Here is a 20,076-nt window from a genome sequence, read left to right on the forward strand (position 1 = left end):
CCACGAGATGTGAAGAAGTTCACATTTAAAGAAAAACTTTTTTTAACCCTTTTGTACTTAACATAAATACAAAAGGAAGTACAGGAGGTAAGAAGCGTCCGTCCCAGTTTTCACTTGTGATACTTATTGTGAACAACTGCAGGAGAAAATATATTAATCCAAAAAGCTCGACTTTGGTGAGATTACTTTTCTTAATTCCTACTACCGCAAAGATGTAAATGGGGTATAAGAAAAGAATACTATACAGGTTATGTGAAAGAGAGTAGTAGGGCTTGATGTGCGTCATAAAGAGGCTGCCTTTAACAATACTTATTTTTAGGAAGTAAGTAAAGTTTTTAAAGGCGAATAAGAACAATTGAGTAATTATCCCAAGTTCTTTTGAAGGTAAATAGGGGTTGTCTAAAGGTTTGATTTTGAGCGTTTCTTGAAAATAAATAATCTCAGGAAGCAAGTAGCCTTCGATCATTAAAGGCCCATAGTAAGCGAGCATTTCATTGATAAGCAATCCCAAAAAAAGAAAGGCAATCAAAAATACATATTTGTAGTTGGTTTTTCGTTGAAGGATAAAAAGTGTGATACAAAAACTGAGGAGAAATAAGATGCCGTTTGGGCGAGTAAGAATACATAAAATACCAATTACTATTCCGCTCCAATACTTCTTCTTAAAGATGAGATAAACCGTAATAATACTCAAAGAGGTAAATATCGATTCTGTGTAAAGTATAAAATTCCATTCATGTAAAGGAATCCAACCTAAATACATGAGTACACCACAAAAGGCTAAAAATTGATCTTTGAAATTATAGAAAAGTAAACGAAAAAAGAGGATCATACTACAATAAGCAATGATCAATTGTCCAATAGCGATAACCGTAATTGAATCTGTAAATAGTTTGATGAAAGCGATGTATAGACAATATCCTAAATACCAAATTCTTCGATCGGCTACAAAGGTACCTTCTATTAGATCTTGGCCTGCTTGTAAATAAAGAGGTGAATCAGCCCCTTCTTTTATATTAAACTTTTGGAAACAGATCCATTGTACACTAATCCATAATAGTGATATGATCAGTTGTAGACTGAAAATATTTTGTTGGTTGACAAAATCTCTAAGCCGCCTGATCATCTAATCGTTTAATATCAAAATTATTAAATCCTTCATGTACTACGATTGTGATTTTGTTTTGAGAGAGAAGTTCGAGTACGGCCAGGAAATTAAATACGATGGAAACATTATTGAAGTCTTCTTGAATAAGTTCCATAAATGAAAATTCTTTACGAGTCTCCAATCTTTTGATGATTGTATCTTGGCGTTCTTCTTGAGAATAAGGATAAGGTACAACCTGATGTCGGGGAGCATTTTCTCTAGCTTCTGCCTTTCTTAAAGCAGTTTGATAAAACTTGAGTAATTTGAAGAGGTCAATATCTTGTAATTCTTGTTCAACACCTATTTCCTCTTCAAGTTGTTTTACTTCTGTCTGAATATTTCCTCTTTTTTCACGGTCAAGCATGTCTGCCTCCCATTCTTCTAAAGTGTTCAGAACAGATTTGTATTTCATGTATTCCAAAAGGTGTTTCACCAATTCATCCCTAGGGTCAATGTCATTTCCTTCTTCATCTTTTTCCACCCTTGGTAATAGCATTTTTGCCTTGATTCTCATCAAGGTTGCAGCTACAACTATAAAGTCGCTGGCTAGTTCTATATTCAATCGTTCCATTTCCGCCATATATTCCATAAAGTCATTGGTGATACTGTAGATAGGAATATCATGAATATCCAATTCATCTCTTTGAATAAAGAAAAGTAAAAGGTCAAAAGGACCTTCGAAAATGGGAAGATTGATTTCGAAACTCATGAAAAATTATAAATGTAAGTGGATACGACCAGACTCGTTCAATGACAGTTTGATTACTTTCCCAAAGTGAAATTGAAGCCTGAATATATTTTTAAGTGGCATTTCTAAAAAATGAGCTAAAAAAACTCTCATGACTACACCATGTGCAACTAAGGCAATTTTTTCTCCTTCTTTATAATTGTTGATTTCATTCCAGAAAGAAACCAAACGCTCTTGTACCATCTCTAGCGACTCACCATTTGGAGCAGCAACTTCATCAAATTCTTTTGACCATTGTGCTAGTTCAGTTTTAATGTCGGCAAACTTCTTCATTTCCCAATCACCATAGGAAATTTCCATCAGTCTAGGTTCGCATACTTTCATATCACACCTCAAAGTTGTAGCGAGTAGCTTACACCTTTTAAGTGGACTGTAGTAAACTGAGTTGAATTGCACGTCATCAATGGTTTCTTTTATGGTTTTAACTTCTTCTTCAAAAGTATCCACCACATCTAAGTCCGTTTGTCCGTAAAGTACTGTGTTAGCATCAATATCAGGAGTTGTGTGCCTGATAAGATAAATTGTCATGCTCATAGTTTTAAGCTTTATTGCATTGCCGATTGTAAGTACTGTGCAGTGTAGCCTTCTTTGATTTTGATAAGATCATCTGGTTTTCCCTCAAAAACAATAGTACCACCATTTTTACCACCTTCAGGTCCAATATCAATCACCCAATCTGCTGTTTTGATCACTTCTACATTATGTTCAATGATAATTGCAGAGTGTCCTTTATCAATTAGAGCGTTGATAGATTTTAATAGCTTATCAATATCATGGAAGTGAAGTCCTGTAGTCGGTTCATCAAAGATAAACAATACTTTTTCACTTTCCTTTAATGTTCCTTTGGCTAGGAAAGAAGCTAATTTCACCCTTTGTGCTTCACCTCCACTGAGTGTATTAGAAGATTGTCCAAGTTGAACGTACCCTAAACCTACATCAAGAAGTGGTTGTAAACGTTGGATGATTTTCTTTTGATCACTGAAAAATGCTACAGCATCATCCACACTCATGCGTAGTATATCTGAAATACTTTTCTCTTTATACTTAACATCAAGAATTTCTTTTTTGAAGCGATCACCATTACAGCTTTCACAAGGAAGATAAATGTCAGCCATAAACTGCATTTCGATTTTGGTAGTTCCTTCACCTTGACAAGCTTCACATCTACCTCCATCTACATTGAAAGAGAAAAAGGCAGGTTTGTAACCTCTTTGAACAGATAATTCTTGTTTGGAGAATAACTCACGAATAGCATCATAAGCTTTGACATAAGTGACAGGGTTGGATCTTGAAGATTTCCCAATTGGATTTTGATCTACAAATTCTACTCTATTAACGGATGAAATATTCCCTTCGATTTGATCAATCTTTGGTTTTTCCTCTGTATGCTGCCCTAGTGCTCTCAGTAAAGCAGGTGTAAGACATTTTTTAACTAAAGTAGATTTTCCTGATCCCGATACTCCCGTGATACAAGTAACGGTTCCTAGCGGGAACTTTGCATTTACATTTTTGAGATTATTCTCTCTTGCTCCCTTAATTTCAATATACTCCTTCCATTCCCTGCGTTTTTCTGGAGTAGGTATACTTGATTTTCCACTCAAATATAAAGTAGTGTGAGAGGTATCAGGATGTTTTATAGCTTCTTCAATAGATCCTTGAAAACGGAGTTCACCGCCATAGGTTCCTGCATCAGGTCCAATATCAATAATCTGATCTGCTGCTTTCATGACTTCCTCTTCGTGTTCTACAACAATTACTGTATTCCCTAATTTTTTTAATTCTAAAAGTACAGAAATCAAGTTTTGAGTATCTCTAGGATGAAGTCCGATACTTGGCTCATCTAGAATGTACATAGAACCCACCAAGGCACTCCCCAAGGAAGTGGCTAATTTGATACGCTGATATTCACCACCGGATAAAGTGGAAGTAAGTCGGTTGAGCGTCAAATACCCCAAACCAACTTTATTCATATATTTTAGGCGGTTTTTAATTTCCGCCAATAAGCGGTCTGCAATTTTGTGATCGTGTTCACTGAGGTTGATGGTATTGAAGAAGGTTTCACTTTCTGCAATTGGCATCAACACAACATCTACAATAGATTTACCATCTACTTTCACGTAAGAAGCATCCTTTCTTAATCTCGAACCGTGGCATTCAGGACAAGTCGTTCTACCTCTGTATCTAGATAGCATCACTCTGTACTGAATTTTATGTTTTTTCGATTCTAAATGATCAAAGAAAGCGTTGATTCCTTTAAACTTTCCTTTTCCTTTCCAAAGAATATCTTTTTCATCTACAGTCAATTCACTGTAAGATCTGAAAATAGGGAAATTGGTTTCATGTGCAGTATCTAAAAGTGGCTTTAACCACTTTTTCATCGTCTCTGTTCTCCATGGAATAATGGCATCGTCAACAATGGAGAGTGATTTATCAGGAATGACCAAGTCTTCATCGATTCCTAAAACTTTACCAAATCCCTCGCATCTTTTACAAGCACCATAAGGGTTGTTGAAACTAAAAAGATTGACACTTGGTTCTTCGAAGGTCATTCCATCTGCTTCAAATTTATCAGAGAAAGTTTTGATAATGCTCTCTTCACCTCTTCTTACAAATTCGATTTTACATTCTCCACGACCTTCAAACAAAGCAGTTTGAACAGAGTCAGCAATTCGGAATTGATTTTCCTCATCTCCATGCTTTACTGCATTTCTATCAATCAACATTTCAAGGTCATCTAAAATGATTTTTTCACCTTTTTCCAGTTGATCAATCAGTTCTTCGATATAAACAATCTCACCTTTAAGAATAACTCTTGTAAATCCTTGTTGGAGGAGAAGTTTTAAGACTACATCAATTTCTCGTCCTTCTTGTAAACCCAAAGGGCAGGATACGACAAATCGACTTCCTTCTTCAAAAGAATAAATATAATTGACAATATCTGTTACGGAAGATTTGGCTACTTCTTGCCCTGAAATAGGGGAGTAAGTTTTACCAATTCTTGCAAAGAGGAGTTTTAGGTAATCGTAGATTTCAGTGGTAGTCCCTACAGTAGACCTAGGATTTTTAGTGGAAACTTTTTGCTCTACAGCAATGGCAGGGCAAATTCCTCTGATGTATTCTACCTCAGGTTTTTCCATCCTTCCTAAAAACTGTCGAGCATATGAGCTCAAGCTTTCCACATACATACGTTGGCCTTCAGCAAAAAGAGTGTCAAAAGCTAATGATGATTTTCCTGATCCAGAAACACCTGTAATGACTACAAAACTGTTTCTTGGAATAGCAACGTCAACACTTTTTAGGTTGTTTACTTTTGCCCCTTTTACAATAATAAAATCTTTAGGATTTAATTGATCTACCGACTGCATATAAGAATGGATATTTACTGAACTACAGAGTATAAAATTAAGCGATCTATCTTTAATTTTGACTATGAAAGATGAAATATCTACATCATTTTTTTAAAAAGCACCTTAATTCTGTCACCGAAAAAAAAAAGTAATAAAAATCATGTCAGTTTTTTTTAAATGCTAATTGTTTTCATGATTTTTGAACGGTTACTTCTGCAATTGAGTATGTGGAATACAAAATTCAATTGTTTATTTTGTAAAGTAGAGGCTTAATCTACTCTTAACTTTAAATTACTATATACACTCGACGAGAAATATTTTTTCCAATTTTTAGTTAGTTTTAAGAGCATGTTTTTCGTAGTGTAAAATGTGCTTTTGTTATGATTTTTTAAAATGGCATTTATTCTAAAACTATATTTGGTTTGGGGACTTAGTATGTTTGCATTGGGTTTGATACTACTTTATCCATTTTTTGCTATCATCATCTGGTCATCCAACAATAAACTGCTTAAAGCGACTTATTATGTAAATAGATTATGGGCAGTATTTACTTATGTCATGATCTTGGTTCCAGTAAAACGTATCAGAAAAACAAAGCTCAATAATTCTGAGCCTTATATATTTGTGTCTAATCATTCTTCTTTTTTAGATATACCTGCAGTTCAGCTGATCGTTAATCAATTTGTGGTTTTTCTGGGGAAAAGGAGTTTAGCGACTGCTCCACTATTTGGCTGGATGTTCAGAAATCTGCATATCTGTGTGGATAGAGGAAATCCTGAAAAGACAGAAGAAATGTTTAGAAAGTGCCTTACCAAATTGGAGCAAGGGTTTAGTATCGGTGTATTTCCAGAAGGAACACAAAATAGAACTCCGCCTACATTGAATAAATTTAAAGATGGAGCATTTATTCTTGCCATTCGTGCTCAGCGACCAGTCGTTCCGGTTACCATTGTGAGTAATTGGAAAATATGGCCTGCATTGGCTCCAAGACTTTCATGGTCTCCTTTAATTCTTGTTCAGCATGAACCCATTCCTACCAAGGGAATGACACTCAAAGATGTAGCAGAGTTAAGAGTAAAGGTTAAAGAAGTAATCGAAACAGAACTAAAAACACGTTATCCTAAGGAATATAATTTGTAAAATATTACTATAAATTTTACAGAATTATTAAAAAATGACGTACTTAGTGTTTTAGAGTGAAAAATTAAGCTATTTATTTTATGATTATTGATAAAGAAGCTATAGAAAAAATTGCTCATTTGGCTCGCCTGGAGATGGATGAGAAAAGTGAGGAGAAAATGCTGAAAAGCATGAATGAAATTGTGGAGTGGGTAGCAAAATTGGAAGAGGTTGATACGGAAGGTGTAGCACCTCTAACTCATATGACACAAGAACAAAGTGTTTGGAGAGAAGACGAAGCTAAATATACACTTAGTCATGATGATGCTTTGAAAAATGCACCGAAAAAGGATGCAGATTTTTTCAGAGTGCCTAAGGTATTAGATTAATAGTCGACGATAATAGTACAAGCAAAAATAAAACTTCTGAAGTGTGAAACTTGAGAAGTTTTTTTTATTGTATAAATCTCGAAACTAACTTCATATTTTTAGGAAAGAATCTCTACTGAACAGAGGATTAGGGTATTTGTAGAAACCTTCTCCTGAGATCATCCCCAGCTTTCCTTTCTTTATATATTCGTTTTGTAAAAACTCAGCGTTAGAGGCACGTTTTTGATCATTGTCTTTCTCTCCCCAATATTTTTCAATGTTATAGACCGTATCTAGGCCAACGGCATCTATAATGATAAAAGGTCCATATTTATTTCCAATAGCCATCCATGATTTATCGATGTCTTCAAAAGAGGCAATTCCTTTCCGAAGCATAGTTAATGCAGTAGAAAGCATTGGAATAAGAAGTGAATTTAAAAGATATCCACTGTTTTCTTTTTGTAATACAATAGGGAGGATATTTAAATTTTTGATAAAGTGAATTAATGATTCAATGACCAAAATATCAGTATCCGGGTGTCCCATTATTTCTACAAGCCTATTTTCCCAAATCACATTAGTAAAATGAGCCCCTACTAATTGTAGTGGATGCTTGAAATGTGGTGCTAAATCACTTGGAATAAAAGAATCACTATTTGATGCGACAATCGTAGTTGGGGAGATAAATTGAGAGATAGCTTTATAAAATTCGATTTTAGCTTCCATTTTTTCAGGAATAGATTCTATAAATAAATCACATTCTTGACAGGCTTCTTCGAGATCACTGGTGTAATGAATATTTTTTAAAGTGGTATCAACTTGCTCTCTATTGGAAGTAAACTTTTCCAAAAATGAGGCAGCAAACTTTTCGTGAAGCGCCTTACCAATTTCTAAACCAATATCTGAGGTGTCGTATAATTTTACACGGTAGCCATTAAAGGCAATGTACCATGAAATTTCTGAACCTAAAGTATCAGCACCTGCGATAGTTATTGATTTTAAAAGCATAGAATAAAACGAAGTTACAGCTTAATTGTTATTAAATACACCTCCATAGCTTAGAGCATAAATAATAGCTTTCACTTTCCATCTTTTTATAAAAAGTACGGAAGCGAATTTGATCTTAATTTAATCAAATATAAATAAATTTTAATGGATAAAATAAGGCAGCTGAAAAGAAAATTTTATCTCACGGAAAATTAAAAATAGAAAATGGGACGGAAAAAAGAATGGAAGCTTTAGAGTAGAAAACTTACAGCTAGTGAGGGCACAAAAAAAGTCATTCCTTTTTAATCTGGAATGACTTTCTTTTGATTTATGTATTACGTTGTTTTAGCAACGGAAATGATCTATAAATTATTGACTAACGGTAGCTCTTGTGTCATGCTTAAGTCGATGACAGTATTGAGTTGTCCCATTATTTGAACAAAACGAGCTGCTGTTTGTGTAGAAACCACTTTTTTCATTGCTTTAAAATACTTCTGGTTCAAAGCAATTTCTTTTTTATTAAGCTTGAAACTGGTATTCATCAACTCTTCAGTTCTCTTCTCATCCAAAGTTTCAAAGCTTTCTGCATATTCTTTTAATAGTGCATACTGTTCATTTAATAATTGACTTTGTTCATATTCATATTTATCATAAACAGGCCAAAATTTGTCAGCTTCAGCTTCTGATAAGTTCATATTCTCTTTAAGAACTCCTCTTTTTTCAGCTTTGATTAAGGTTTTAATAGTTTCAAAGTCCATATTTTGACCTTGAACTTTACTTGTTAATGAAGGATTTTGAGCGAACAAGTTTAAGCATACAAAAAGAGCGAGTATAGTACCAATAAGTTTTTTCATAATATCTTGTTATCTTATATTCAAGTTTTATCAACGTTAGAAAATGAGCTGAGTTCTTAAATGAGTATTAATAAAGGTAAATGCGTAAATAAATATCTAAAAAAGAATGCTAAAAAATAAATTATAGTGTAATCTAATCCACCTTTATTTGTAGAGTTTCACTATTCAAAGATCAAGCGGTATTCTATCCGAGTAGATTTACTTTTTGATGTATTTATTTTCTATTCTTTTTTACTCAACCATTCCTCCGGATCTAATTTTTCTCCATCCATATTCCATATTTGAAATTGAATCTCATAGGTCCCATCTGCATTTTGACCTGCATTTCCGAGCTTAGAATTAATAGAAATGACATCACCCACTTTTACATTTACCTTATTCAATTTAGAATAAACAGTAAAAAAGTTATCGTGTCTCAACATTACTACATTTTGAAGGTTGGGTACTTTGGTAACAGCAGTTACTTCCCCGCTGAAAACACTTTTAACGACAGCATTTGGTTTTACTCGAAGGTCTATTCCATGGTTTTCGATGGTGACTCCTGATAGAATGGGGTGAGGTCGAACTCCAAAGTGGTTGGTGATCATGCCTCCTTCTACGGGCCATTTGAGACTACCTTTGGTTTCTTGAAAACTTGTAGTCGTTACATTCTCATTATTGATTTTATTTTCCGCTTTATCGGTAATTTCAATTTCATTTTCGAATACATTTCCTTCTTTAGAGACATTAGAAGTCAATGCTAACATTTGCTTTTGAAGTTCGGCTAAGGCTTTTCTTTCTTTTTCAAGTTGTGTTATTAATTCTCTTTCCTTGAGTTTTAGGTTGCTGACTACTTTGGTTTGTCTTTCTTTTAATGATTTCAATTGAGCCAATTGTACTTTTTCTTCTTCGAGTAAAGCAAAAGACTCTTTATTTCTAGCTTTGATTTCTTCTTTCTTATGAAGCAGAAGTTCTTGAGATCTTTCAATTTCTAGGATCTGTTTTTTTCTGACGTCCTTATAATGTTCAAGGTAATTGGCTCTACGTACAAACTGAGTAAAGTTTTCGCTCGAAAAAATATAAGCCAACTGCTGAAAGTCACCTCCTGTTTTATAAGCAGCATAGACGAGTTCAGCATATTCCTCTTTCAACAACTCAATTTTTCTTTGTAAAGAATCAGCTACAATAATCGCCTCTTTCTCCTCATTTTGAGCTTCGGTGATTCTATTTTGAATTTGACGAAGATAATGTTCACGTCCTTCAATCTGAGCTTCAATGTCATTAAGTTCACTTAATGAAGCCTCTTTTTTATATTGGGTATCATCTAAAATAGCCTTAGTTTTTGCAATTTTGTTTTTTGCTAATTTAATATCCTTTTGAGCAAAAAGGGAATGGGTAACAAATGTGATTAAAAATATAAAAACTATTTTTTTCATTAATTGATTTATATGCAGAACTAAAAAGTGAACCCATAAGTAATTTTAACCCATCAATTGACAATAAATTGATCAAGTTATTTTTGTTTGGTTACTTATTATCTTTATTGAAAATAATATTTTAAGTACTAAGTCAAAAATAGTTTACATAAAATAATTTTGAATTTGTACTTAGTACTTACTTGTACATAAAAAATCGTACCTCTATTAATCATTCACAATTGAAACAGGATTTTAGAATAAGGAAATACGTTGCATCCGATCGAAACAAGTGGGATAATTTTGTTGATGAATGTATGCAACCGCACTTTTTCTTCCATAGGTCTTTTATGGAGTATCATAAAGATCGCTTTACGGATGCAAGTCTTATTATAGAAGACAAAAATGAAAATATTGTGGCTCTTTTTCCTTCTTCAATAGCAAACGGAGTCGTCTCATCTCATGCAGGGCTTACCTTTGGTGGATTATTGTATAAAAGAAGAACTTTCGTTCAAAAGGTAATAACGGTGTTAGGTTTAATTGAAACCTATTACGCCAACTTAAGTGTTCATAAAATGATCTACAAAGTGATGCCTTATATCTATAAATCGGAGCAAGGAGAAGAAGATCTTTATGCTCTGTATATGAATAATTGGAAGTTAGTGAGAAGAGATTTTAGTACAATTGTAAAGAAGGATTCTACCTTGGTTTCAGATAGGTCAAGACGTAAAAACAATACAATTGCCCTTCAAAATCAAATTGAAGTTTTACCATCAGAAGATATCACTGCCTTCTGGAATCTTTTGAATCAAAACTTAAAAGATAGACATCATGTAAACCCAACTCATTCTTTAGAAGAACTTCAATTATTGATGCGTCTTTTTCCTGATAACATTAAGTTGATAGGAGGTTTTAAAGATGGAGAAATGTTGGGTGGGGCCTTATTATTTTTAACTCCTTATGTTTGTAAAATTCAATATTCTGTAAACTCTTTGAAAGGAAGAGAGTTTAAAGTATTAGATGCAGTTTTCTTGTCAATTATAAATGATAATCAAAGGCCTTATGTTGATTTTGGGCATTCCTCCGAAAATGAGGGTAAATTTCTTAATGAAGGTCTGAGTAAGTTTAAATTTTATTTTAAAGGCGAAGCATCTGTCTGTGATTTCTATGAGAAAGATCTCTCAGCAAATTTGTAGACTTAATAGAAACTATAGAACTTTGTATTTATGGATGAAATAGTAAACAGAGTAGCACAGAGTGCACTGATTTCTTTTGACTTGGAAGATATTCGAGCAAAAGGAGAGCGCGTGCTAATTGATATAAAAGAACAACTTTTTCAAGGTTTGATCTTAAGGGAAAAGGACTTTCGGGCGTTTATAAAGGAACACGATTGGTCTCAATATCAAGATAAACATGTGGCGATAACATGTTCGGAAGATGTCGTAATTCCTACTTGGGCTTATATGCTTTTAACCACAAGGTTGGAAAAATATGCTTCAACAATTGTTTTCGGAGATTTATCTCGATTAGAAGAAAAATTATTTGAGAAAGCAATAGCAGAATTAGATACTGATCAATTTATTGATAAACCTGTTGTAGTAAAAGGGTGCAGTAAAGAAGATGTACCTGTTACCGCATATGTGGATATTACAGAAAAGCTTCGCCCTATAGCGAAAACAATCATGTATGGCGAGCCTTGTAGTACAGTACCAATTTACAAGAAGCCGAGAAAAAAATAAGGTAAAAAGAGAGGAGTGAAGAATGCTGAGTTTTCCCAACATTTTTCACTCCTCTTTTATAATTGCTTAAAACGAATCAAATACGTAATTGTAATTGTGTCACGAACAATCCTGCATGATGATCAACAACGTTCTTTCCTAGGTCATTAATCATATACACTGGACGAAGTTGGTAAGCCGCTGTAAGTTTGACATTCTGACCAATGATAGCCCAGTTAACACCAAAATCACTTTGGAAAGAAGTCTCATCTAAGCCTTCAAGATTTTTATAGGAAACAGCAACATAAGGCTGAAGTTTTTTCTCTGAATTATAAATAGTTTTAGGCAATGTGTAGCCTAACTCTGTATGGAAGATATGTCCCGTACCATGAGAATACTGAGAGAAACCAGGTCCTTGGGGTGAAGAAGGAGCATTAGGATCTGTCCCTGCAAAACCACCCATTACATGTAAAGTTCTCAAGTAATCATTTCCGTATTGGTAGTTATAATAAACTGCATATCCTGTAAAACCAGCACCGTTATTACCTAATGGAGTACTTAAAAATACATCTACAGCAAACTTTGTAATGTCATTTTCTTGAATGTACATGTCTCCATTGATGTCTTCTTTATAAGTACCAGTTCCTCCTGGTTGGTATTGGAAACCTGCTCCAATATTGAACACTCTTTTTTGTCCGAAGTAGTTCATCTGACTTGCACCTGAAACAGATTGAGCTTCTACATCCCAGAATTGCCAGCTGAAATATCCGTTATAATTATAATTATTTTGTTTTAAAAGGTAGGTACTGCCAATAGTTGCACCTGCTGCGTTATTGTTATAAGCATCTTCTAACTCACTTTTTGACATTGGAAGACCGCCTACGGTAGGCGTACTTACTGGAGCCGTTCCCATTATTGGTTGGTTGATCGATACTTGATAAGCCAATTTACCTAATACATTACCCCTTGCAAAAACACCCATTTGTCTTACAATAGCGTCCGTACGGTTTACTTCAGGATAGTTGAAGTAAGGATGATCTACAGTAAGGTAGTTGTTTGATCCCACACGTGAAAGACGGGCTAAACCTTGCCAAAAGTGAATACCAGCACCAATATAGTTTTGATCAGCAATTTTTATTTGTCCTTGAAAATCATGAACATAAACGTTATTGTTGATATTAGAATTGGTAGCGTTACTCGTTGCACCGATGTGGGCAAAAAGTAAATACTTATTTTCAATATTAGCATAGAACATCGTACGAATACGACGCATCGAAAAATCACTAAAATTAGAGATAGGCTCTCCTGTTAATGCATTTGTAGTACCAGGGTTTGTTTCACCCGCTCTCCACCATGCTTGAATACCAATTATTGTTTTGAAATAAGAGGTCTTCTCTTTATTTAGATCCAATCGTAAGCCTCTTTTGAAAGCATCTACAGATTTTTCATAAGGCGTTTTTTCAACGACAGGAGCATTGTTTTTCTCTTGTTCTGATTGTGCAAAAATTGATAATGAGACAAAAGTTAACAATAGCGTGGATAAAATTCTTTTCATTTTAAGATAGAGTTCATAAACATTCGTGCAAAGATATTTCACAACAGAATGATAAAAAAGGTGAAGAATCTCTATCTACACTTTTATTCTAATGATTTCTATCATAAAAATTACTAATTTCCTCCTCAGCGTGTGATAATTTGTATTTGAGAATCTGATTAGTATGCTCATCTACCCAACTTTCTAGTGCAATATCGTGCTTCTGTTTACTGTTGGCGTAGTGTGTGTAAGAAAGACCAAGCTTTTGAAATTCTTGATTGAAAAGGTCTTCAATTACAGCAAAATTGGTGATAAGGTCACTACTAAGTTCTCGAACTTCTTGTAGTTCCTGTCGGATACTCTCTTGAATTAGTTTTCTTATTTTTTGAATTTCTTGCTTTTCTTGTTCAATTTTTTGTTGTGAGTAAATGTTGTTATCCTCACTTAAAGAATTCCAGTAAACATCGAAAGCTTCTTGGGTGATATTGTTTTGTGCGTGAGCACTCAATAAAGAAACGAAAGTCAAGATAATTGATAGTGATAGTGTTTTCATGATACAGTTTTAATTATAAAGGGTATGTTTTTGTAAATGGCTTTTACCCTTAAATAGTTCACGAGGCAAAGCTACATTTTATGTAAGAAAATGCTTTATAATTCTTTTTTTACTACAAATTATTATTCAGATAAATCAATTAATACTTAGTGATGAGAATATTTAGTAGAATTAATCTCTTTTTTAATTCAAAAGATAGAGAACAGTGGATTTTAAATGATGTGATTTCCGTTGAAAAGAGGTCATTTTTTAGGGTAGAGAAGATGGTAGAATCTGAGATTATAAAAAAAGCCACCAAAAACTTTCGTCCTTGATGGCTTTTAGAAATTGATCTCTTAAAGATCAAATCTATATCTTATAAGTGGATACACTCATCATACGCTAAGGCAGCAGCCTCCATTACCGCTTCCGATAATGTTGGGTGAGGGTGAACCGCAGTGATGATTTCGTGACCAGTTACTTCTAATTTACGAGCAACAACCGCTTCAGCGATCATTTCAGTAACGTTTGAACCGATCATATGGCAACCTAACCACTCACCATATTTCGCATCAAAGATTACTTTTACGAAACCTTCTTTATGACCTGCAGCAGATGCTTTACCTGACGCAGAGAATGGGAATTTACCCACTTTGATTTCATAACCAGCTTCTTTTGCTTGCTCTTCAGTCATACCTACTGATGCTACTTCAGGAACAGTGTAAGTACAACCTGGGATGTTTCCGTAGTTCATTGGCTCTGGAGATAAACCTGCGATTTTCTCAACACAGATAATACCTTCGTGAGAAGCAACGTGCGCTAAAGCAGGTCCTTTCACGATATCACCAATTGCATATACAGAAGGGATGTTAGTTTGGTAGTAATCATTTACTAAAACTTTACCCTTGTCATGAGCAACACCAACTTCTTCTAAACCGATACCTTCAAGGTTAGTCTCCACACCAACAGCAGAAAGCACTACGTCGCACTCGATAGTAGTTTCTTTACCTTTTTTGTTGTCAGTGATTTTAACTACACAACCTTCACCTGAAGTGTCCACAGTTTGAACAGCAGCGTTAGTCATTACGTTGATGCCTTGCTTTTTGAAGTTACGCTCTAATTCTTTAGAAACGTCAGCATCTTCGTTAGGTACGATACGAGGTAAGTATTCAACTACAGTTACTTCAGTACCGATTGAGTTATAGAAATAAGCAAACTCAACACCGATAGCACCAGAACCCATCACTACCATTTTCTTAGGTTGCTCAGGTAATGTCATTGCTTGACGGTATCCGATTACTTTTTCGCCATCAATTTTGATATGCGGAAGTTGTTTTGCTCTACCACCAGTAGCAAGGATGATGCTCTCAGCGTCATAAACTGTAGCGTTACCATCAGCGTCAGTTACTTCAACTTGTTTAGGTCCCACTAATTTACCGAAACCTAAAAGTTTTTCAATTTTGTTTTTCTTGATCAAGAACTCAACACCTTTACTCATACCAGCGGCTACGCCACGGCTTCTTTGTACCATTGCTGAGAAATCAGCTTCAGCTTCACCTGCTACATTAATACCATAGTCTTTTGCATGGTTAATGTATTGGAATACCTGACCACTTTTCAAAAGGGCTTTTGTAGGGATACATCCCCAGTTCAAGCAGATACCGCCTACTTCTGCTTTCTCTACTACGGCTACTTTCTTACCTAGTTGAGAAGCGCGGATTGCTGCCACATATCCACCGGGTCCACTACCGATGACGATCAGGTCAAATTTTGTTGCTGACATAATTAAAATGTTATAATATAATTTTTCGTTTTCTGTTTGAGCGGCAATTTCGTAAAAATTCCCACACAAAAATAAAGGTTCAGCAATAAAATAAAAACGTATAAGGGGTTCACTTTACATATTAAAGTGTATTAGGGTAAATTATTAAAGGAATTTTATTGTGTTTCTATCAAAAATCAAGAGGGAATAGCGTGTAATACTATCAAAATGTCATTAATAGTTCTTTAAAATGAAAGAATGAGAAAATTTTAAAAGTAAGTACTTAGACAAAAGAAATGATACTATTTTAGGTAAGAGTGAGTAATTTAGAGTGAAGAAAAATGGTTGGTGTTATGGTCCGTAATGTTGTTTTTATAATGAATCATGTATCTCAACATGGATCACCTTCTCTCACCCCCTTTCCTTCTGACCTTCAATAAAAACATTCTAGGATCCTCCTAAAAAAATAAAACAGATCCTATTTGTATCTAAACAAAATAAAATCAATCAATTAATTACTGATAAGTTTGCGTATTTTTGCTGACAGGCACCTGTCCAATATTGATTGATTTTTTTTGCCAAGGTGCTGAAAATGTGGTAAATTATCAATTAAAAGAGATAAGAATGAAAAGAGGAGCATTTTTTAAGTTATTGCAACACAGGACGTTTGATTTTACACCACGTTACTATGATGCAGAAAAAGAAGAAAGAGATGCCAGAATAAAGGCACTGTATGAAAAGTATGGAAAGAAAGAGGAAAAAAACGAAGAAAGTGCTGAAGGTGTAAGGAGAAGTATTTCTTTTTCTAGGGAAAGAAGCCGTCAGGCAGAAAGAAAACCTATCCTTATCAGAGCCGCTGTAGTAGTGGGGATTTTTGCTCTCTTATACGTTATATTTAAATAACATTATATTGAAAATCAGCCGTTAATAATTGTTCGATAGGTTATTAACAGTCTTTCTCTACTTTTAGGTAAAGAAGCGATTATAAAAACTATATATTTGCAGGACTTCGCTAATGAAAATTGGCAAGTTAAACTTCAATTACTTCAGAAATCATTTTTCATGTATATTGCAATAGCCGGAAATATCGGATGTGGTAAAACCACTTTAACACGTTTATTATCAGAACGTTTTGGATGGAGAGCACTGTATGAAAGTACAAGCAACAACCCTTATCTAGAAGATTTTTATGAGGATATGGAGAAATGGGCATTTCACTTACAAACCTATTTCCTAAACCATAGATTCGAACAGGTTCAAGACGCAACTGTTGATAACCCGGTAATTCAGGATCGTAGTTTATATGAAGGAACGTATGTATTTACAGAAAACCTACGTCGTTCTGGCATGATGCACCAACGCGATTTTGAAAACTATTCTGCTTTATCAAAATTATATGAAGCAAAAGCTACACCTCCACACTTATTAATTTATTTGAGAGCTGATCTTGAAAAATTAAAATCTAACATCGAGAAGAGAGGTAGAGATTATGAAAAAACTATTCCTGATGAGTACTTATTAAACTTAAATGAGTTGTACGAGGAATGGATTACCAATTATGAAAAAGGCGGTTTATTAGTGGTAGATGTCAATGATGTAGACATTGTCAACAACCCTAATGATTTCGAGAGAATCGCATCAGCTATTGAATCAGCAATGCGTATCCGTAAAAATGTAGGCGCTACAGTCTAATCCTCTTTTTGTTATTAATCTTAATCTGAAAATATTTTTATCGTATGTATATAGCGATAGCCGGAAACATCGGTAGTGGCAAAACAACTTTAACAGGTAAACTTGCAGAACACTTTGGTTGGGAGCCAAGATATGAAAGTGCGGACGACAATCCTTACTTAGAAGATTTTTATGGTGATATGTCGAGATGGGCATTTCCTTTACAAATCTACTTCTTAAACAGTCGTTTTCGTCAGGTGATGGAAGTATCTAAAACACATACTCCTATCATTCAAGACAGATCTATCTATGAAGACGCTCATATTTTTGCTCGTCAGTTAAATCAAGATGGACATCTTTCTGACCGTGACAACGAGGTCTTCCAAAATGTATTTTCATCTGTAGCAGATCATGCACCCGCTCCAGATCTTTTGATTTACTTGAGAACAAGTGTACCACAATTGCTGGATCATATCAGAAAACGTGGTAGAGAGTATGAACAAAGTATCTCAAGAGCCTATTTAACAGGTTTGAATGAGTTTTACGAAGAGTGGATTTCCAACTATGATAAAGGCAAGCTACTAGTCATTGAGATGGAAGATTTAGACTTTGTAGAAAATGAGGCACACTTTGATCAGATTGTGGCCAACATCGATGCGGAGTTACAAGCGGCAAAAGCACGCGTTTAATCTTAAGCTGTTGAGTATTTAAAATTGAGATAAGTTGGATAATTATTTTTTAGTCTAATCAAAGCAGAATTGAAGAGCATAGCCTAAGCTACGTGATGATATTCTAACGCAGAGTAGGCTAAATAAATAAATCCAAAAATCACGATTTTTAATAGTTCAATAGCTGAATGAGATAATAAATAAGAAGTGTTTGTTATTTCAGTAACAGACACTTTTTGTTTGTCCAAAAATCAATCAATTCTATTAAACTACCCCATTTAGGATCAAAAAAATATGCAATACGTAGCGATAGCAGGGAATATTGGGTCAGGGAAAACTACTCTAACAAAAATGCTTTCTGAACATTTCGGATGGAAAGCTGAGTTTGAGAGTACTGCGGATAATCCTTATCTAGAAGATTTTTATCAGGACATGAAGCGTTGGGCTTTTCATGCTCAGGTGAGATTTTTAGATAATAGTTTTCAGCAGATGTTGGATATTAATGCTTATGGTAAGCCAATTATTCAAGATCGCTCTTTTGATGAAAACGCTCATATCTTTGCTAAAAATTTGCATGTGTCAGGCCAGATGGACGACAGGGATTTTGAATCGTATTGGAAATTATTTTCCTCCTTATCCTCCCAGTTACCAAAGCCTGATCTATTAATCTATTTAGATACTGACTTGGATCGCTTGATAACTCAAATTCAAAAAAGAGGCAGAAGCTATGAACAAACCATTCCAGAAGAGTATTTGAGCAATCTCAATAAACTTTATAACGAATGGATTGATGCTTATGAAGGACCACTTTTAAGAATCAAAATGTCAGAACATGATTTTGTAGAAGAAAATGCAGATTTCTACAAGATTGTGGATAAGATTGACAATATGTTGAGTGTCGAAAAGTAGATCTAGAAAATATTTTTGAAGAAGGCTTTGGTTTTAATTATAAAATCAAGGCCTTTTTTTATTCCCGTTTTTCAAAGACAAGTCTGTTGGATGATAGAAAAACGATAAGGTAGATCTAAAAGTCTTCAGACTTTTTACAGAAAATAGGTCCAAGTCACGCTTACAGCTTAAGACTTGAACCAGTTTTTATTTATATTTAGTTAAATCAATCAAACTATTAGCTAACTAATAACATAACCAAAATTATGAATACAGGAATCGTGCACTTTGAGGCATTTATCATTACCGCATTTCTATTTATAGCATCTCCAGGGATAGATACCATGTTTATTATTAATAAGTCGCTTACGCAAGGGAAGATTGCTGGAGTGTTCTCTACTTTAGGTATTAATGTAGGTGTTTTCATTCATACCTTCTTTGCTGCTGTAGGGCTCTCATGGGTTCTAGCTCAGTCTGCGATGGCTTTTATGATTGTAAAGTATTTGGGAGCAGCATATCTTATTTATTTGGGTATTAAAAGTATTATAGCCAAAGGAACAGAGGATGATAATGTGGCTTTATCGAATATTGAAATGAAGAGAAGGAAACATTTTACAAGTGGTATCATGACGACATTATTCAACCCTAAAGTTGCCTTATTTTTCCTTTCATTTTTCCCTCAATTTATCGCACCTTCAGCAGTAGAAGATAAAATACCTTTCTTATTGTTGGGAATTGTATATGCAGGAATTGCCATTTTATGGTTCTTATTATTGACTTTTTTAGCTTCAACTTTTTCATCAAAAATTCAAGGAAATAGCACCGTCAAGAAATGGATGAATAAAGGTGCAGGTGTTGTATTTGTATTGATGGGATTGAAAGTGGCGTTTTCTAAAAAATAATTTTATCCTCAATTTTATTTCATAGATGTGAATATCTTTTTTATCAAAAGGTAAAGATCAAGTTGATTTCTTTTTTATTACTCAAAATCGATCATACTTAGAGGTTGATTTTGTGAATAACTTGTGGAATGATAGGTTTTGTTGTGTAAAATCTTTGATTTATCAACATATGTGTGAATAAAATGAGTGGAAAAACTGATAAAAATAAAAAAACTGCATTAAAACGATGTTGATAAGTTGTAGAATCCTGTAAATGAGACAGATTAATTGTGAATAATTTCTTCTTTCTGAGAATTAATAGGGAATAAAGAGGGAAAGATTAATAAAAACCGTATCTTTGCATGCGAATTTTACTGATGTATCCATTTTTACAAAGAATACTATACTAGTTATAGGGTTGATTTTTAAAGGTATATCATTGATAGTCATTACATTTT

At 34.2% G+C, this 20,076-nt stretch carries 19 protein-coding genes; 9 read left to right on the forward strand and 10 right to left on the reverse strand.

Features of this window, described 5'->3' with window-relative positions:
* Positions 1–25: 25 nt before the first annotated feature.
* The 4 genes from IC221_RS00755 to uvrA are packed head-to-tail and all read right to left on the reverse strand — an operon-like array spanning position 26 to position 5,260.
* Positions 26–1,126 (reverse strand): hypothetical protein, encoded by a 1,101-nt coding sequence (locus IC221_RS00755; RefSeq protein ID WP_188167141.1) that lies wholly within the window; start codon positions 1,124–1,126, stop codon positions 26–28.
* Positions 1,110–1,856, reverse strand: coding sequence for a ScpA family protein (locus IC221_RS00760; RefSeq protein WP_172665889.1), 747 nt, complete (start codon positions 1,854–1,856; stop codon positions 1,110–1,112). The genes IC221_RS00755 and IC221_RS00760 overlap by 17 nt, the downstream gene beginning before the upstream one ends.
* A gap of 6 nt (positions 1,857–1,862) precedes the next feature.
* Positions 1,863–2,429 carry an alpha-ribazole phosphatase family protein gene (gene cobC, locus IC221_RS00765; RefSeq protein WP_082026607.1) on the reverse strand — a complete coding sequence of 189 codons (567 nt, stop codon included), beginning with the start codon at positions 2,427–2,429 and terminating at the stop codon, positions 1,863–1,865.
* 11 nt (positions 2,430–2,440) lie between these two features.
* Positions 2,441–5,260: an excinuclease ABC subunit UvrA gene (gene uvrA, locus IC221_RS00770; protein ID WP_188167142.1), complete on the reverse strand. Its 2,820-nt coding sequence runs from the start codon at positions 5,258–5,260 to the stop codon at positions 2,441–2,443.
* Between the two features lie 375 nt (positions 5,261–5,635).
* On the opposite strand from uvrA, the gene IC221_RS00775 reads away from it, so the two are divergent.
* Positions 5,636–6,382 carry a 1-acyl-sn-glycerol-3-phosphate acyltransferase gene (locus tag IC221_RS00775; protein ID WP_188167143.1) on the forward strand — a complete coding sequence of 249 codons (747 nt, stop codon included), beginning with the start codon at positions 5,636–5,638 and terminating at the stop codon, positions 6,380–6,382.
* A gap of 80 nt (positions 6,383–6,462) precedes the next feature.
* A complete protein-coding gene (gene gatC, locus IC221_RS00780; RefSeq protein ID WP_044208046.1) occupies positions 6,463–6,750 on the forward strand; it encodes an Asp-tRNA(Asn)/Glu-tRNA(Gln) amidotransferase subunit GatC in 288 nt (95 codons plus the stop codon).
* Between the two features lie 90 nt (positions 6,751–6,840).
* On the opposite strand, the gene IC221_RS00785 is transcribed toward gatC, so the two are convergent.
* The 3 genes from IC221_RS00785 to IC221_RS00795 form a co-directional block, all read right to left on the reverse strand.
* Complete coding sequence (locus IC221_RS00785) at positions 6,841–7,737, reverse strand: 3-hydroxyacyl-CoA dehydrogenase NAD-binding domain-containing protein (protein ID WP_188167144.1); 897 nt, start codon at positions 7,735–7,737, stop codon at positions 6,841–6,843.
* A gap of 341 nt (positions 7,738–8,078) precedes the next feature.
* Positions 8,079–8,570, reverse strand: coding sequence for a hypothetical protein (locus tag IC221_RS00790; protein WP_044208051.1), 492 nt, complete (start codon positions 8,568–8,570; stop codon positions 8,079–8,081).
* 221 nt (positions 8,571–8,791) lie between these two features.
* Positions 8,792–9,985: a murein hydrolase activator EnvC gene (locus IC221_RS00795; RefSeq protein WP_188167145.1), complete on the reverse strand. Its 1,194-nt coding sequence runs from the start codon at positions 9,983–9,985 to the stop codon at positions 8,792–8,794.
* A 221-nt stretch (positions 9,986–10,206) separates the two neighbouring features.
* On the opposite strand from IC221_RS00795, the gene IC221_RS00800 reads away from it, so the two are divergent.
* Positions 10,207–11,160 (forward strand): hypothetical protein, encoded by a 954-nt coding sequence (locus IC221_RS00800; RefSeq protein WP_188167146.1) that lies wholly within the window; start codon positions 10,207–10,209, stop codon positions 11,158–11,160.
* Positions 11,161–11,190: 30 nt separating this feature from the next.
* On the forward strand, positions 11,191–11,703 hold the full coding sequence (locus IC221_RS00805) for a DUF2480 family protein (RefSeq protein WP_188167147.1): 513 nt from the start codon (positions 11,191–11,193) through the stop codon (positions 11,701–11,703).
* 76 nt (positions 11,704–11,779) lie between these two features.
* On the opposite strand, the gene IC221_RS00810 is transcribed toward IC221_RS00805, so the two are convergent.
* From IC221_RS00810 to lpdA, 3 genes are all read right to left on the reverse strand, one after another.
* Positions 11,780–13,237, reverse strand: a complete 1,458-nt coding sequence (locus IC221_RS00810; RefSeq protein ID WP_188167148.1) for a hypothetical protein — start codon at positions 13,235–13,237, stop codon at positions 11,780–11,782.
* Between the two features lie 88 nt (positions 13,238–13,325).
* On the reverse strand, positions 13,326–13,769 hold the full coding sequence (locus tag IC221_RS00815) for a hypothetical protein (RefSeq protein ID WP_188167149.1): 444 nt from the start codon (positions 13,767–13,769) through the stop codon (positions 13,326–13,328).
* Between the two features lie 355 nt (positions 13,770–14,124).
* Positions 14,125–15,531, reverse strand: coding sequence for a dihydrolipoyl dehydrogenase (gene lpdA, locus IC221_RS00820; RefSeq protein ID WP_188167150.1), 1,407 nt, complete (start codon positions 15,529–15,531; stop codon positions 14,125–14,127).
* A gap of 603 nt (positions 15,532–16,134) precedes the next feature.
* Here lpdA and IC221_RS00825 point away from each other — a divergent pair.
* The 5 genes from IC221_RS00825 to IC221_RS00845 all read left to right on the forward strand — a co-directional run bounded on the left by IC221_RS00825 (position 16,135) and on the right by IC221_RS00845 (position 19,639).
* Positions 16,135–16,413: a hypothetical protein gene (locus IC221_RS00825; protein ID WP_188167151.1), complete on the forward strand. Its 279-nt coding sequence runs from the start codon at positions 16,135–16,137 to the stop codon at positions 16,411–16,413.
* 159 nt (positions 16,414–16,572) lie between these two features.
* Positions 16,573–17,202, forward strand: coding sequence for a deoxynucleoside kinase (locus IC221_RS00830; RefSeq protein WP_188167152.1), 630 nt, complete (start codon positions 16,573–16,575; stop codon positions 17,200–17,202).
* Between the two features lie 44 nt (positions 17,203–17,246).
* Positions 17,247–17,870 (forward strand): deoxynucleoside kinase, encoded by a 624-nt coding sequence (locus IC221_RS00835; RefSeq protein WP_044208064.1) that lies wholly within the window; start codon positions 17,247–17,249, stop codon positions 17,868–17,870.
* A gap of 273 nt (positions 17,871–18,143) precedes the next feature.
* The gene (locus tag IC221_RS00840; RefSeq protein ID WP_188167153.1) at positions 18,144–18,758 is read left to right on the forward strand and encodes a deoxynucleoside kinase; all 615 of its coding nucleotides are present in this window, start codon (positions 18,144–18,146) and stop codon (positions 18,756–18,758) included.
* A 245-nt stretch (positions 18,759–19,003) separates the two neighbouring features.
* Positions 19,004–19,639 carry a LysE family translocator gene (locus IC221_RS00845; RefSeq protein WP_188167154.1) on the forward strand — a complete coding sequence of 212 codons (636 nt, stop codon included), beginning with the start codon at positions 19,004–19,006 and terminating at the stop codon, positions 19,637–19,639.
* Positions 19,640–20,076 lie beyond the last annotated feature (437 nt).

It is taken from the genome of Flammeovirga sp. EKP202, from assembly GCF_014534745.1.
Lineage (GTDB): Bacteria > Bacteroidota > Bacteroidia > Cytophagales > Flammeovirgaceae > Flammeovirga.